Origin of the sequence: Herbiconiux sp. A18JL235 (genome assembly GCF_040939305.1) — a bacterium.
GTDB lineage: Bacteria > Actinomycetota > Actinomycetes > Actinomycetales > Microbacteriaceae > Herbiconiux.
In genome coordinates, this window is sequence record NZ_CP162511.1 from 2100987 (window position 1) to 2117135 (window position 16149).

Consider the following 16149-nt stretch of genomic DNA (forward strand, 5'->3'; position numbering starts at 1 on the left):
GGCACCTAGACATCCCCTTGGGCCATCGTCGTCCCAGTTCCCTAAGAAATTCACGTAGAGGACGGTTCTGCATGGCCGAACAGCCCACCCCGAACAGCCCGAGCTTCAGCTTCAGCACTCTTCCCGCCGCCCAGGGCCTGTACGACCCGCGCACGGAGAAAGACGCCTGCGGCCTGGCCATGGTGGCGACCCTGCGCGGCACCGCCGGCCACGACATCATCGACACGGCCCTCGGCGCCCTGCGCAACCTCGAGCACCGTGGCGCGATCGGCTCCGACGCGGGCACCGGCGACGGGGCCGGCATCCTCACCCAGATCCCCGACGCGTTCCTGCGCGCCGTCGCACCCGTCGAGCTGCCGCCCGTGGGCCGGTACGCCGTGGGGAACGCCTTCCTCCCGCTCGACGCGGCCGAGCGCGAGGCCGTGCAGCAGCGCATCCACGATCTCGCCGTCGAAGAAGACCTCACCGTGCTCGGCTGGCGCGAGGTGCCCGTGCGCCCCGACGAGCTCGGTCGTCTCGCCCGCGACGCCATGCCCGCCATCTGGCAGCTCTACGTGCAGTCGACCCGCACCACCGAGTCGGGGGCCACGCTCTCCGGCCTCGCACTCGACCGTCAGGCGTTCCGGTTGCGCAAGCGCGCCGAGCTGCAGCACGAGGTGTACTTCATGTCGCTGTCGTGCCGCACCATCACCTACAAGGGCATGGTCACGACGCTGCAGCTCGAGCCGTTCTATCCCGACCTCTCCGACGAGCGCTTCGCCTCGAAGCTCGCGCTCGTGCACTCGCGGTACTCGACCAACACCTTCCCGTCGTGGCCGCTCGCGCAGCCGCTGCGCATGATGGCGCACAACGGCGAGATCAACACCGTGCAGGGCAATCGCAACTGGATGCGGGCCCGGCAGTCGCAGCTCGAGTCGGAACTGCTCGGCGACCTGTCGCCCCTCTACCCCATCGTGACGCCCGGTCTCAGCGACTCCGGCTCGTTCGACGAGGTGGTGGAGCTGCTCACGCTCGCCGGCCGCTCGCTGCCGCACGCCATCATGATGATGGTGCCGGAGGCCTGGGAGAACCAGAGCGACTTCGAAGAGGCGCGCCGCGCCTTCTACGAGTACCACTCCATGCTCATGGAGCCGTGGGACGGGCCTGCCGCCCTCATCTTCACCGACGGCACGCTCGTCGGCGCCACGCTCGACCGGAACGGTCTTCGCCCCGGGCGGTACCTCATCACCGACGACGGCCTCGTCGTGCTCGCCAGCGAGATCGGCGTGAGCCCCGACATCGACCCGTCGAAGGTCGTGCGCAAGGGCCGGTTGCGCCCCGGCAAGATGTTCCTCGTCGACACGGCGGCCGGCCGGCTGATCGAAGACGACGAGATCAAGGCCGAGCTCGCCTCGGCCGAGCCCTACGCCGCCTGGCTCGACGAGGGGCGCATCAACCTGCGCGACCTGCCCGAGCGCGAGCACATCGTGCACACGCCCGCCTCGGTCACCCGTCGCCAGAAGACCTTCGGTTACACGGAGGAGGAGATCCGCATCCTCCTCACCCCGATGGCGAAGAACGCGGCCGAGCCGCTCGGCGCCATGGGCTCCGACACGCCGATCGCCGTGCTGAGCGAGCGCCCGCGCCTGCTCTTCGACTACTTCACCCAGCAGTTCGCACAGGTGACCAACCCGCCGCTCGACAGCATCCGTGAAGAGGTCGTGACGAGCCTCCGCCTCGGCCTCGGCCCCGAGCGCAACCTGCTCGCGGCGACCCCGGAGCACACCCGCCAGGTCATCCTCGACTTCCCGGTGATCGACAACGACGAGCTCGCGAAGATCCAGCACATCGACCCGCGCTCGGGCAGCAGGCTCACCACCACCATCCGCGGCCTCTACCGGGTCGACGAGGGTGAGAAGGCGATGCAGAACCGCATCGCCGCGATGTGCGCCGAAGCCGACGAGGCGATCGAGAACGGTGCGGAGTTCATCGTGCTCTCCGACCGCGACTCGAACCGCGAGTTCGCGCCCGTGCCGTCGCTGCTCATGCTGGCCGGCGTGCACCACCACCTCATCCGCAAGCAGACCCGCATGAAGGTGGGCCTGATCGTCGAGGCCGGCGACGTGCGCGAGGTGCACCACGTGGCGCTCCTCATCGGCTACGGCGCCTCGGCGATCAACCCCTACCTCGCCATGGAGTCGGTCGAGAACCTCGTTCGCGCGGGAGTGCTCACCGGCGTCACGCCCGAGAAGGCCGTGAAGAACGTCATCAAGGCGCTCGGCAAGGGCGTGCTCAAGATCATGTCGAAGATGGGCATCTCCACCGTGTCGTCGTACGCGGGCGCCCAGACCTTCGAGGCGGTCGGACTCGCTCCCGAGTTCGTCGACGAGTACTTCACCGGCACCTCCTCGAAGCTCGGCGGCGTCGGCATCGACGTCATCGCCGCGGAGAGCGCCGCGCGCCACGCCGCAGCCTTCCCCGAGGATGCAGCGGTCACCGCCCACGAACCGCTCGCGGTCGGCGGCGAGTACCAGTGGCGCCGCGAGGGCCCGCCGCACCTGTTCAACCCCGACACGGTGTTCCGCCTGCAGCACGCCACGCGCGCCCGCCGGTACGACATCTTCCGTGAGTACACCAAGCTCGTCGACGACCAGGCGGAGCACCTGCTCACCCTGCGCGGCCTGTTCAAGCTGCGCGGCGGCGTGCGCGAGGCCGTGCCGATCGACGAGGTCGAGCCGATCGAGTCGATCGTGAAGCGCTTCTCCACGGGCGCGATGAGCTACGGCTCCATCTCGAAAGAGGCTCACGAGACCCTCGCCATCGCGATGAACCGCCTCGGCGGCAAGTCGAACACCGGCGAGGGCGGCGAAGACGTCGACCGCCTGCTCGACCCCGAGCGCCGCAGCGCGATCAAGCAGGTCGCCTCGGGCCGGTTCGGCGTGACGAGCATGTACCTCACGCACGCCACCGACATCCAGATCAAGATGGCGCAGGGCGCGAAGCCCGGCGAGGGCGGCCAGCTGCCGCCCACCAAGGTGTACCCGTGGGTGGCGCGCACGCGTCACGCCACCGCGGGCGTCGGGCTCATCTCGCCGCCGCCGCACCACGACATCTACTCCATCGAAGACCTCAAGCAGCTCATCTTCGACGTCAAGCGCGCCAACCCCGAGGCCCGTGTGCACGTCAAGCTGGTGAGCCAGAACGGCATCGGCGCGGTCGCCGCGGGCGTCACCAAGGCCCTGGCCGACGTCGTGCTCGTCTCGGGCCACGACGGCGGCACCGGCGCGAGCCCGCTCAACTCGCTGAAGCACGCGGGAACGCCCTGGGAGATCGGCCTCGCCGAGACCCAGCAGACCCTCATGCTGAACGGGATGCGCGACCGCGTGGTCGTGCAGGTCGACGGTCAGATGAAGACCGGTCGCGACGTCATCGTGGGCGCGCTGCTCGGTGCCGAGGAGTTCGGCTTCGCCACCGCGCCGCTCGTCGTGGAGGGCTGTGTCATGATGCGCGTCTGCCACCTCGACACCTGCCCGGTGGGCGTCGCGACGCAGAACCCCGAATTGCGCGCCCGGTTCTCGGGCAAGCCCGAGTTCGTGGTGAACTTCTTCGAGTTCCTGGCCCAGGAGGTGCGGGAGTACCTCGCCGAGCTCGGCTTCCGCTCGCTCGAGGAGGCCATCGGCCACAACGAGCTGCTCGACGTGAACGCGGCCATCGAGCACTACAAGACCGAGGGCCTCGACCTCAGCCCCGTCCTCGTCGGCCCGCACTTCGAGCCCGACGAGCCGCGCTCGAACCACCGTCAGCAGGAGCACGAGCTCGAGAAGCACTTCGACGTGCGCCTCATCCACGAGGCGGGCGCCGCACTCGACCACGCCGAGCCGGTGGCCATCACGCTCCCCATCCGCAACACCGAGCGCGCCGTCGGCACCATGCTCGGCCACGAGGTGACGAAGCGCCACGGCGAGCACGGGCTTCCCGACGGCACCATCCAGGTGACGCTGCTCGGCTCCGCCGGCCAGTCGCTCGGCGCGTTCCTGCCCTCCGGCATCACGCTGCGCCTCGAGGGCGACTCGAACGACTACGTCGGCAAGGGTCTCTCCGGCGGCCAGATCGTGCTGCGGCCCGACCGCAACTCGATCTTCCCCGCCGAGCGCAACGTCATCGCCGGCAACGTCATCGGCTACGGCGCCACCCGGGGCAGCCTTTTCCTCCGTGGCATCGTGGGGGAGCGGTTCCTGGTGCGCAACTCCGGCGCCACCGCGGTGGTCGAGGGCGTGGGCGACCACGCGCTCGAGTACATGACCGGCGGTCTCGCGCTCATCCTGGGTTCCACCGGCCGCAACCTCGGCGCCGGCATGTCGGGCGGCACCGCCTACATCCACGAGCTCAACCCCGAGCGCGTGAACGCCGACTCGCTCGCCTCGGGCGAGCTGCAGCTGCTGCCCCTCGGCAGCGCCGACGTCGAGATCGTGCGCGACCTCCTCGAACGGCACGTCGCCGAGACCGGGTCGCCGCTGGCGGCACGGATGCTCGCCGACTTCGACGAGACGGTCTCCCGGTTCACGAAGGTTCTGCCCCGCGACTACGCGGCCGTCCTGGCGACCCGCCAGGAAGCCGTCGAAGAAGGACTCGACCCTGACGGCGACGTCGTCTGGGGACGCATTTTGGAGGTGACAGGTGGCTGATCCCAAGGGCTTCCTGAAGACGCAGGAGCGCGAGCTCCCCGCCCGCCGGCCGGTCTCGCTCCGGCTCATGGACTGGAAAGAGGTCTACGAGCAGGGCGACATGGCCACCGTGCGGCGGCAGGCCGGGCGCTGCATGGACTGCGGCATCCCGTTCTGCCACCACGGCTGCCCGCTCGGCAACCTCATCCCCGAGTGGAACGACCTCACCTGGCGCGACGAGGGCCGACAGGCCATCGAGCGGCTGCACGCGACGAACAACTTCCCGGAGTTCACCGGGCGGCTCTGCCCCGCCCCGTGCGAGGCGTCGTGCGTGCTCGGCATCAACCAGCCCGCGGTCACCATCAAGCAGGTGGAGCAGTCGATCATCGACCAGGCGTTCGCGAACGGCTGGGTGCAGCCGCACCCGCCGGAGCGCCTCACCGGCAAGACCGTCGCCGTCGTCGGCTCCGGCCCCGCCGGGCTCGCCGCAGCCCAGCAGCTCACCCGCGCCGGCCACACCGTCGCGGTGTACGAGCGCGACGACCGCATCGGCGGCCTGCTGCGCTACGGCATCCCCGACTTCAAGATGGAGAAGAAGCACCTCGAGGCCCGTCTCACGCAGATGATGGCCGAGGGCACCCGCTTCCGCGCCGGCATCGAGATCGGCGTCGACATCGCCTGGGACGAGCTGCGTGCACGCTACGACGCCGTCATCGTCTGCACCGGCGCGACCGTGCCGCGCGACCTGCCCATCCCGGGCCGCGACCTCGACGGCGTGCACTTCGCCATGGAGTACCTCGTTCAGCAGAACAAGGTCGGCGCGGGTGACGACCTGCTCGGCCAGATCGACGCCGAGGGCAAGCACGTCGTGGTGCTGGGCGGTGGCGACACCGGTGCCGACTGCATCGGCACCGCACACCGTCAGGGTGCTCTCTCGGTGACCAACCTCGCCATCGGCAAGCAGCCGCCGGCAGAACGGCCCGAGACACAGCCCTGGCCGATGTTCCCCAATCTGTTCGAGGTCGCGAGTGCGCACGAGGAGGGCGGCGAGCGCAAGTTCCTCGCCTCCACCGTGGAGTTCCTCTCGAACGAGTCGGGCGAGGTGCGCGCCATCCGCGTCGCCGAGACCGAGTACCTCGACGGGCGCCGGGTTCCGAAGGCCGGTACCGAGTACGAGATCCCCGCCGACCTGGTGCTGCTCGCACTCGGGTTCACCGGCGCGGAGTCGGAGCAGCTCGACGGCCAGCTCGGCACCCGCTTCGAGCGGGGCGCCATCGAGCGCGACGGCGACTACCAGAGCACCGTGCCGGGTGTCTTCGTCGCCGGCGACGCCGGTCGCGGCCAGTCGCTCATCGTCTGGGCGATCGCCGAGGGCCGCGCAGCGGCATCCGCCGTCGACCGCTACCTCGAGGGTTCGACCGAGCTGCCGTTCCCGGTGAAGCCCACCGACCGCGCCATCTCGGTCTGATAGCCTCGCCCCCGACCACACCTCCTACAGCCTCCACCCACCACCACATATGCGCCCCGGCGCAGAACTCGGAGCAGTAACCACTGATGAGACGCGCGAAGATCGTCGCAACACTCGGGCCGGCAACGTCGACCTATGACACCATCAGAGCCATCATCGATGCCGGCGTCGACGTCGCTCGCATGAACCTCAGCCACGGCAGCTACGACGTGCACGAGGCCGTCTACAAGAACGTGCGCCAGGCCGCCGACGACTCCGGACGGGCCGTCGCCGTGCTGGTCGACCTGCAGGGCCCGAAGATCCGCCTCGGCAAGTTCGAGAACGGCCCCTACGACCTCGCCGAGGGTGACATCTTCAAGATCACCATCGACGACATCATCGGCAACAAGGAGATCTCCTCCACCACGTTCAAGGGCCTGCCCGACGACGTGAAGCCGGGCGACCCGCTCCTCATCGACGACGGCAAGGTCGCGCTGCGCGTGCTCGAGACCGACGGCACCGTCGTCACCACGGTCGTCGAGGTTCCCGGCGCGGTCTCGAACAACAAGGGCATCAACCTGCCCGGCGTCGCCGTGAACGTGCCCGCCATGAGCGAGAAGGACGTCGCCGACCTCCGCTGGGGCCTCAACCTCGGTGCCGACTACATCGCGCTGTCGTTCGTGCGCGACGCCGCCGACGTGGTCGACGTGCACCGCATCATGGACGAGGAGGGGCGCCGCGTTCCGGTCATCGCGAAGATCGAGAAGCCGCAGGCGGTCGACAACCTCGAGGAGATCATCGACGCCTTCGACGGCATCATGGTCGCCCGTGGCGACCTCGGGGTGGAGCTCCCGCTCGAGGCCGTGCCGATCGTGCAGAAGCGCGCCGTCGAGCTCTCGCGCCGCATGGCCAAGCCCGTCATCGTCGCCACGCAGGTGCTCGAGTCGATGATCTCCTCGCCCCGACCCACCCGCGCCGAGGCGTCCGACTGCGCCAACGCGGTGCTCGACGGCGCCGACGCGGTGATGCTCTCCGGCGAGACCAGCGTGGGAGAGTTCCCCGTCATCACCGTGCAGACCATGGCCCGCATCATCGAGTCGACCGAGGAGCACGGCCTCGAGCGCATCCCCGAGCTCGGCACGAAGCCCCGCACCCAGGGCGGCGCGGTCACGCTCGCCGCCGCCGAGGTGGGCGACTTCGTCGGCGCGAAGTTCCTCTGCGTGTTCACCGAGTCGGGCGACTCGGTGCGCCGCATGACGCGCCTGCGCAGCACCATCCCCATCCTCGGCTTCACGCCGCTGCCCGGCATCCGCAACCGCATGTCGCTCAGCTGGGGCGTGCAGTCCTACCTGGTGCCCCGCGTCAAGCACACCGACGAGCTCATGGTGCAGGTCGACGACGTGCTGCTCGGCCTCGGCCGCGCCCAGCTCGGCGACAAGGTCATCGTCATCTCCGGCTCCCCTCCCGGGGTCGCCGGCACCACGAACGACATGCGGGTGCACGTCATCGGCTCGGCGCACAACCCGCTGAAGCCGGAGACGTTCGACACCTGATCGGGCTGAGCCGCCGTCCCGGCCCGATGCTCAGGTTTCGGCCAGGATTCGATCAAGACTTGATCGGGTCCTGGCCGATCGCCGTTTCCGGGCGGAAGCGCGCTGCTAGATTTCGGATGCGCCTCGACCGCGAGGCACTGCGACCCGAAGGAAGAACACCACAATGCAGCGCACCAGCCTCGTCCTCCGCACCGTCGGTGCGACCGCCGTCGTCGCCACCGCGCTCGCGCTCTCCGGCTGCTCGACCATCATGCCGCTGTTCGGCATCCAGCCCACGCCCGCCGTGCAGGGCGTCGGAGCCGATGCTTCGACCGGCACCACCGGAAGCCAGGCGACCGCCACCGACCTCCAGTTCGCGTCCGTGTTCACCGACATGGGTTCGGTGCACCCGACGGTCGACATCACCGACCAGTTGCAGCTGAAGATCGACGTCTGGACGGAGCAGAAGACCCACGACTGGACCCCGCTCGCCGACAAGCGCTTCTCCTTCGTCATCGGCGCCTATGACAACCGCGTCCCCGCCGAGGCCACCTTCGACCAGAAGCGCCGGGTGTACATGTCGAACATCACGGTCACGGCTCAGACGACCACCGCATCCGGTGCCGTGCAGACCCCGTACACACTGAACACCGACCCTCTGAAGGTGACGCTCGACCCCGAGGCGCTCCGCTCCGAGCAGGGACTCGGGCTTCTCATCACCTCGCCGAAGGGCGGGTTCCAGCTCGAGTCGCAGCAGATCGGGGTGCTCGCCGACGACACCCAGGGCGTGATGCTCGACTTCGCCCTGCAGCTGTCGTACGAGAACTCGCCCGGGTCGAACACCTACACGACGCAGATCGTGCACCAGTACGTGCCCATCGCGATCTTCTCGGAGGTGCCGACGACGCCCACGCCGGCGCCGACCCCCACCGTCACGCCGACGCCGATCGGCTGAGCCCTCCTGTGGGCGCCCTCAGCCGCATCCGCTCGATCGGTACCGGTGGTGGGACTCGAACCCACACGCCCTCTCGGACAGCGCATTTTGAGTGCGCCGCGTCTGCCATTCCGCCACACCGGCCTGCTACGAGCGAGGTCAAGAATACCGTAGGGTTGAATCGTGACTGACCAAGAACCAACGACAGCAGTGCCCCGCCGCGTAGTGGTGGCCGAAGACGAATCGCTGATCCGCCTCGACATCGTCGAGATCCTGCGCGACAACGGGTTCGAGGTCGTCGGCGAGGCAGGAGACGGCGAGACCGCCGTGGCCCTCGCCACGGAGCTGCGTCCCGACCTGGTCATCATGGATGTGAAGATGCCCCAGCTCGACGGCATCTCGGCGGCCGAGCGGCTGTCGAAAGACCACATCGCCCCCGTCGTGCTGCTCACCGCCTTCAGTCAGAAGGAGCTCGTCGAGCGCGCCACCGAGGCCGGCGCGCTCGCCTACGTGGTGAAGCCGTTCACGCCGAACGACCTGCTGCCCGCCATCGAGATCGCCCTCTCGCGCTACGCCCAGATCATCACGCTCGAGGCCGAGGTCGCCGACCTGGTGGAGCGCTTCGAGACCCGCAAGCTCGTCGACCGAGCGAAGGGCCTGCTCAACGAGAAGATGGGGCTCACCGAGCCCGAGGCGTTCCGCTGGATCCAGAAGGCGTCGATGGATCGCCGGCTCACCATGCACGACGTGGCGCAGGCCATCATCGAGCAGCTGTCGCCGAAGAAGTAGGTGTGGGCCCGGTCGACGGGCTCTACTTCGACTCGAAGGTCTGGTTCGGCCGTCGGTCTTTGATGATGTTCGTGATGCGGATCGTCGAGAGCCGGCGGCCGTTCTCGTCGTCGACCTCGATCTGATGCGTGGCGAGGCTCTTGCCCAGGTGGATCGACGTGCAGGTGCCGATCACCCAGCCGCTGGTCGCCGAACCCGAGTGGCTCGCGTTGATCTCGATGCCCATGGCCACCTTGGTGGGGCCGGCGTGGAGATTCGCCGCCGTCGACCCGAGGCTCTCGGCGAGCACCACATACGCGCCGCCGTGCACCAGCCCGAGTGGCTGTGTGTTGCCCTCGACAGGCATGCGCGCGACGGAGCGCTCGGCGCTGAGCTCGAGGAACTCGATGCCCATGCGCTCGGCGAGAGCGCCGATGCCGCGGTAGCCGAAGACCTCCATCACGTCGATCGGAAGGGCTTCGGCGGCGGATGCGGGGGGCTCGGTCTGCTGCGTCATCGGTGCGTGATCCTGTCTGATTTGGCTGTCGGAGGCCGTGTGTAGGCTTGCCGTGTGCCGGACAAAGATCAGCCTACCCTCCTCGTCATCGACGGTCATTCGCTCGCGTTCCGGGCGTTCTACGCCCTTCCGGTCGACAGTTTCTCCACCCGCGACGGGCAGCACACGAATGCCATCCACGGCTTCCTGGCGATGCTCATCAACCTGCTGAAGGCCGAGAAGCCCACCCACCTCGCCGTCGCCTTCGACGTCTCCCGCTTCTCCTTCCGCACCCGCGAGTACGCCGAGTACAAGGGCACCCGTGGCGAGACGCCGCCCGAGTTCATCGGTCAGGTGCCGCTGCTGCAGGAGTGCCTGCACGCCCTCGGCATCGTCACCATCGAGAAAGAAGACTTCGAGGCCGACGACATCCTCGCCACCCTCGCCACGCAGGGTCGCGAGGCCGGCTACCGCGTGCTCGTCGTCTCGGGCGACCGCGACACCATCCAGCTCGTCAACGACGACGTCACCCTGCTCTACCCCTCCCGTCAGGGCGTCTCCGACCTCACCCGCTACGACGAGGCGAAGGTGCTCGACCGCTACGGCATCCGCCCCGAGCAGTACCCCGACATCGCGGCCCTCGTCGGCGAGACCAGCGACAACCTCCCCGGTGTACCGAAGGTCGGCGAGAAGACGGCGGTGAAGTGGTTGAACCAGTACGGTTCGCTCGACGCCATCCTCGAGCACCGCGACGAGATCGGCGGCGTGGTCGGCAACAACCTCCGCGAGCACGTCGACAACGTGGTGCGCAACCGCAAGCTCAACCGTCTGCTCACCGACGTCGAGCTGCCCGTCGGGCCCGACGACCTTGAGCGGCGCCCGGCCGACGAACAGCTGGTGCGCGAGGTCTTCGCGCGGCTGGAGTTCCGCACGTTGCTCGACCGTGTGCTGAAGCTCGAGGGCTTCACCGGCGATTCCGAGGTGGGGGTCGCCGCGGCGACCGCGGCGGCTGCCGCCGCCGAGAACGCACCGACGCCGGTGACGCTGCTCGACGAGGAGCTCACCGGGTGGCTGGGGCGGCACTCGGCTCCTGCGGGCAGCCCGGTCTCCGAGGCCGTCGCCGTGCACATCGAGACCATCGACGGCTTCCCCGTGGGCTTCGGCCTCGGCACGAGGAGCGAGACGGTCTTCCTGCCCTGGATTCCGAACAGCCCCGACTACGCGCCGCTCGGGGCCTGGCTCGCGGGGCCGAGCCCGAAGATCCTGTTCGACGCCAAGAAGCAGATCAAGGCTCTGCGTGCCGCCGGTCTCGAGGTGGGCGGCCTCGCCTTCGACCCGGTCATCGCCGCCTGGCTGCTGAAGCCCGACTCGAGCGCCGACCGTTCGCTCGCGCAGCTGGTCGACCGGCACCTGCTCGAGACGCTGCCCACGCCCGACCCGAATCAGCTGGTGCCCGAGAACGACTCGGCGTTCGGCCCCGCCGAGGAGGCGTGGTACGTCTGGCGGGTGGCGCAGTCGCTCTCCGGCGTGCTCGACGAGCGCACCCTGCGGGTGCTCACCGAGATCGAGTTGCCCGTGCTGCTCGTGCTGGCCGAGATGGAGCTCACGGGCGTCACGGTGAGCCACGCCGAGCTTTCGGCGCTGTCGACCGAGCTCGGCGAGACCGCGGCGTCGATCGCCACCGAGGCCTTCGGCATCATCGGCCGCGAGGTCAACCTCGGCTCGCCGAAGCAGCTGCAGGAGGTGCTGTTCGACCAGCTCGACATGCCGAAGACGAGGGCCACGAAGACGGGCTACTCCACCGACGCCGGGGCCCTGGCCGACTTGCAGGCGACGAACCCGCATCCGTTCCTCGGGCTGCTGCTGGCGCACCGCGACGCCACGAAGCTCCGGCAGATCATCGAGAGCGTCGACAAGGCCATCGCCCCCGACAAGCGGGTGCATACTACCTACGTGCAGACCGGCTCGTCGACCGGCCGCATCTCGTCGACCGACCCGAACCTTCAGAACATCCCGGTGCGCACCGAGGAGAGCCGGCGCATCCGTCAGGCGTTCCAGGTGGGCGAGGGCTACGAGACGCTGCTCACCGCCGACTACTCACAGATCGAGATGCGCATCATGGCGCACCTCTCGGGCGACCAGGGGCTCATCGACGCCTTCCACTCCGGCGAAGACCTGCACCGCTTCGTCGGCGCCCGCATCTTCGCCGTCGACCCGGCCGACGTCACCCCGGTGATGCGCACGAAGGTCAAGGCCATGTCGTACGGGCTGGCCTACGGCCTCTCGGCGTTCGGGCTGTCGAAGCAGCTGCGCATCGAGACCGCCGAGGCCAAGCAGCTCATGTCGGAGTACTTCGAGCGCTTCGGCGGGGTGCGCGACTACCTGCGCAACGTCGTCGTGCAGGCGAAGGTCGACGGCTACACCGAGACCATCTTCGGCCGCCGCCGCCCCTTCGCGAACCTCAACAGCGCCAACCGCGTGCTGCGCGACAACGATGAGCGGGCTGCGCTGAACGCACCGATCCAGGGCACCGCGGCCGACATCATCAAGATCGCGATGATCGGCATCGCCGCAGACCTGCGCGACCGCGAGCTGCAGTCGAAGATGCTCCTCCAGGTGCACGACGAACTCGTCTTCGACGTCGCGCCGGGCGAGTGGGACTCCCTCGCCGAGGTCGTCACCACCCGCATGGGCGGAGCCGCCTCCCTGTCGGTGCCGCTCGAGGTGCAGGTCGGCCACGGCCCCAACTGGGACGCAGCCGCCCACTAGCGCCGCTGCGGCAGCGAGGCGATGGGCGACCGCCCACCTGTGTGCAAATCGACGGAGTCTCAGCGGACATCACGCCGAGACTCCGTCGTTGTGCTCTGGAACTCGGGCGGCGGCGGAGGCCGAGCGGTCAGCGGAAGTCGCGGGACTTGGTGGCGGCGGTGAGCACCAGGGGCTCGAAGCGGTCGGCGACGAGGTTGGTGACGCCTTCGGTCGACCGCTCGAGGATGCCGCGCACGATGAGGGCGGGTGCATCTCGTGCGACTCGTCGGTAGCGCTTCCACACCCCGACACCGCAGATGACATTGAGCAGCCCCGACTCGTCTTCGATGTTCAGGAAGGTGATGCCGCTCGCCGTCGCCGGACGCTGTCGATGCGTCACCACGCCGCCCACCTCGATGCGCCGCCCCGATTCGGTGGTGGCGAGTTCGGCGACCGAGAGGGCGCCTCGGCCGCGCAACACCTCGCGCACGTGCGCGAGCGGATGATCGTCGGGCGAGATCCCGGTCGCCCACAGGTCGTACACCACCTGCTCCTCGGCAGACAGCATCGGCAGCAGGGGCGGCTGCACCGACACGAAGGTTCCTTCGAGGTACTCCGCCTTCTCCTGGGCGGCGTTGCCTGCCTCCCACAGCGCCTCGCGCTTCGTGAGACCGAGCGACTCGAACGCTCCAGCCGTGGCCAGTGCCTCGAGCTGGCCGGTGTCGAGGCCCACCCGGCGCACCAGATCGCTCATGCTGAGATACGGGCCGTTCTTGGCGCGCTCGGCGACGATGCGCTCGGCGACCCCCTTCCCGATGGAGTGCACTTCGGCGAGCCCCAGTCGTACCGCGACGTTGCCGTCACGGCGATGCAGCTCCGAGAGGTCGGGCGCGGAGCGGTCGAAGTCGGGGGGCACGGGGGGAGAGGGATGCACGCAGCCACCGAGTCCCGTCTCCTCCACCAGGCTCCCGGGTGGCGAGGCCAGCAGCAGCGGCTCGAGCCCGGCAAGAACCCCCGAACGCTGGATGTCGGGGCGCCGCACCTCCACACCGTGCCGGCGCGCATCCGCCGTCAGCGTCTGCGGGGAGTAGAAGCCCATCGGCTGGGCGCGGAGCAGGGCGGCGAGGAAGGCCGCCGGGTAGTGCAGTTTGAACCATGAGCTCGCGTACACCAACAGGGCGAAGCTCGTGGAATGGCTCTCGGCGAAGCCGAAGTTCGCGAAGGCCTCGATCTTCGTGTAGATGATGTCGGCATCGTCTCCGGTGATGCCGTTGCCGGCCATGCCCGCGTAGAGCTTCTCGCGCAGGCTCGAGATCTTCTCGAGCCCTCGCTTGGAGCCCATCGCCCGGCGCAGCAGATCGGCGTCTTCGGCCGAGCAGTCGCCGACCGCCATGGCCATCTGCATCAGCTGCTCCTGGAACAGCGGCACCCCCAGGGTGCGCTCCAGCACCGGTTCGAGCTTCGGATGCAGGTAGCTGATCTTCTCGAAGCCGAGTTTGCGTCTGATGTACGGATGCACGGCCCCACCCTGGATGGGACCGGGTCTGATGAGCGCGATCTCGACGACCAGGTCGTAGAACTTGCGGGGTTGCAGACGGGGGAGCGTGCCCATCTGCGCCCGGCTCTCCACCTGGAACACCCCGATCGAGTCGGCTCGGCACAGCATGTCGTAGACGGCCTCCTCCTCTTTGGGGATGGAGTCGAGGTTCCATTCCCGACCCGTCGACTCCTGCACCAGATCCATCGTGTACTGCAGGGCGGAGAGCATCCCGAGCCCCAGCAGGTCGAACTTGACGAGGCCCATCCAGGCGCAGTCGTCTTTGTCCCACTGCAGCACGGTGCGGTCGGCCATGCGTGCGTTCTCGATGGGGCAGACCTCGCCCACCGGGCGGTCGGTGAGCACCATGCCCCCGGAATGGATGCCGAGATGGCGCGGGAACTTCAGCAGCTCCGTGGCGAGGCCGATCACCGGGGCCGGGATGTCGTGGTCGTCGCTCTCCACCATCGGCCCCCAGCGCTCGATCTGCTTCGACCAGGCGTCTTGCTGCCCGGGGCTGTGACCGAGCGCCTTGGCCATGTCGCGTACGGCGAACTTCGGGCGGTACTGGATGACGTTCGCCACCTGAGCCGCATTGCGGCGGCCGTACTTCGTGTAGACGTACTGGATGACCTCTTCGCGCCGCTCGGAATCGAAGTCGACGTCGATGTCGGGCTCCTCGTCGCGCATGCTCGACAGGAAGCGCTCGAACGGGAGCTCGCGCGCGATGGCGTCGACCGCGGTGATGTCGAGGAGGTAGCAGACCGCCGAGTTGGCCGCGGAGCCGCGCCCCTGGCAGAGGATCTTGAGCCGTCGGGCTTCGCGCACGATGTCCCAGACGATGAGGAAGTACCCCGGGAAGTCTTTCTCCTCGATGACGGCGAGCTCTTTCTCGATGCGGCTCCAGTCGTCGGGGGAGGCGTTCGGGTACTTACGCGGCACGGCGTCGAGCACGAGCTCGCGCAGGTACGACATGGGGGTGTGCCCCTCGGGCACTTCCTGCCGGGGGAGCCGGGGCTTGGCCATGCGCAGCTCGAACGAGAGATCGGCAGCCACCTCGACGGTATGCTCCACCGCACCCGGGTAGCGGGCGAAACGGCGAGCCATCTCGGCGCCCGATCGCAGGCGCGCCGTGGGCGCGGCGGGCAACCACCCGTCGAGCTCGTCGAGGCTGCGGCGCGCACGCACGGCGGCGAGTGCCTGCGAGAGCCGGTGCTGCTCGGAGGTGGCGTAGTGGACGTTGCCGGTGGCGACCACCGGCACCCCACGCTGGGCGGCGAGTGCCGACAGCGCGTCGTTGCGCGTGCTGTCGAGCGGATCTCCCCGGTCGATCAGCTCGACCAGCACGTTCTCCCGGCCGAACAGGTCGACGAGGCGATCGACCTCGCGCCCCGCTGCGTCGGCGCCCTCCCGCTCGAGGGCCTGGCGCACCAGTCCCTTGCGACAGCCGGTGAGCACTGTCCACCCGCCCTGCGCCTGGCTCGCCAGCTCCTCGAGGTCGTAGAGCGGCTTGCCCTTCTCGGCACCCGGCGCCAGTTGCGCCGAGGTGATGGCACCGGCAAGGCGGTGGTAGCCCTCCTTGCCGCGGGCCAGCAGCAGCAGGTGCGAACCCTCGGGGTCGGCGACGCCGTTCTGCGGCTTGCTGAGATCGAGCGAGAGCTCGGCCCCGAAGATCGTCGCCACGTCGAGCTTCTCCGCGGCCTCGGCGAAACGCACCACACCGTAGAAGCCGTCGTGATCGGTGAGCGCCAGGGCGTCAAGCCGCAGCCGCGCCGCCTCCTCGACGAGCGACTCGGGCGACGACGCCCCGTCGAGGAAGCTGAAGTTCGAGTGGGCGTGCAGTTCGGCATACGGCACAGTCGGCGTCTCGGGCCCGTTCTGCGCGTCGTGGGGCGATGGTGCATCCAGCATCGCGGGGTCGTAGGGAGCACGCTTGGCCGACTGCGTGACGCCGTCGCCCGGAGGGGGGCCTGGCCTCGTTCGGCCGGACAGGGTGCGCTCCAGCTCCGACCACGAGATGGCGGGATTGTCGAAGCCCATCTCA

Annotated in this window: 8 protein-coding genes and 1 tRNA gene; 6 read left to right on the forward strand and 3 right to left on the reverse strand. The window is 68.9% G+C overall.

Translation table 11 applies throughout. The features are described 5' to 3' along the window. The first annotated feature begins 71 nt into the window (after positions 1–71). From gltB to ABFY20_RS09805, 4 genes are all read left to right on the forward strand, one after another. Positions 72–4664 carry a glutamate synthase large subunit gene (gene gltB, locus ABFY20_RS09790; protein WP_368496066.1) on the forward strand — a complete coding sequence of 1531 codons (4593 nt, stop codon included), beginning with the start codon at positions 72–74 and terminating at the stop codon, positions 4662–4664. Next, positions 4657–6111, forward strand: a complete 1455-nt coding sequence (locus ABFY20_RS09795) for a glutamate synthase subunit beta (protein WP_368496068.1) — start codon at positions 4657–4659, stop codon at positions 6109–6111. Before gltB ends, ABFY20_RS09795 begins: the two co-directional genes overlap by 8 nt. Before the next feature lie 86 nt (positions 6112–6197). Continuing rightward, entirely contained in the window at positions 6198–7643 is a 1446-nt protein-coding gene (gene pyk, locus ABFY20_RS09800) for a pyruvate kinase (RefSeq protein ID WP_368496069.1), read from the forward strand. Positions 7644–7806: 163 nt separating this feature from the next. Next, the gene (locus ABFY20_RS09805; RefSeq protein WP_368496071.1) at positions 7807–8577 is read left to right on the forward strand and encodes a hypothetical protein; all 771 of its coding nucleotides are present in this window, start codon (positions 7807–7809) and stop codon (positions 8575–8577) included. A 40-nt stretch (positions 8578–8617) separates the two neighbouring features. Here the strand turns inward: ABFY20_RS09805 and ABFY20_RS09810 are convergent. Then, positions 8618–8700: transfer RNA gene (locus ABFY20_RS09810), tRNA-Leu, on the reverse strand. Between the two features lie 39 nt (positions 8701–8739). Between ABFY20_RS09810 and ABFY20_RS09815 the strand changes: the two genes are divergently transcribed. Then, positions 8740–9345: an ANTAR domain-containing response regulator gene (locus ABFY20_RS09815; protein ID WP_368496072.1), complete on the forward strand. Its 606-nt coding sequence runs from the start codon at positions 8740–8742 to the stop codon at positions 9343–9345. A gap of 22 nt (positions 9346–9367) precedes the next feature. Here ABFY20_RS09815 and ABFY20_RS09820 read toward each other — a convergent pair whose 3' ends face one another. Beyond that, on the reverse strand, positions 9368–9784 hold the full coding sequence (locus tag ABFY20_RS09820; RefSeq protein WP_368499763.1) for a PaaI family thioesterase: 417 nt from the start codon (positions 9782–9784) through the stop codon (positions 9368–9370). Between the two features lie 111 nt (positions 9785–9895). Here ABFY20_RS09820 and polA point away from each other — a divergent pair, with 111 nt between their 5' ends. Further along, on the forward strand, positions 9896–12589 hold the full coding sequence (polA, locus tag ABFY20_RS09825) for a DNA polymerase I (protein ID WP_368496073.1): 2694 nt from the start codon (positions 9896–9898) through the stop codon (positions 12587–12589). Positions 12590–12716: 127 nt separating this feature from the next. Here the strand turns inward: polA and ABFY20_RS09830 are convergent, their stop codons facing one another. Next, positions 12717–16145 carry an error-prone DNA polymerase gene (locus tag ABFY20_RS09830; protein WP_368496074.1) on the reverse strand — a complete coding sequence of 1143 codons (3429 nt, stop codon included), beginning with the start codon at positions 16143–16145 and terminating at the stop codon, positions 12717–12719. Positions 16146–16149: the final 4 nt, after the last annotated feature.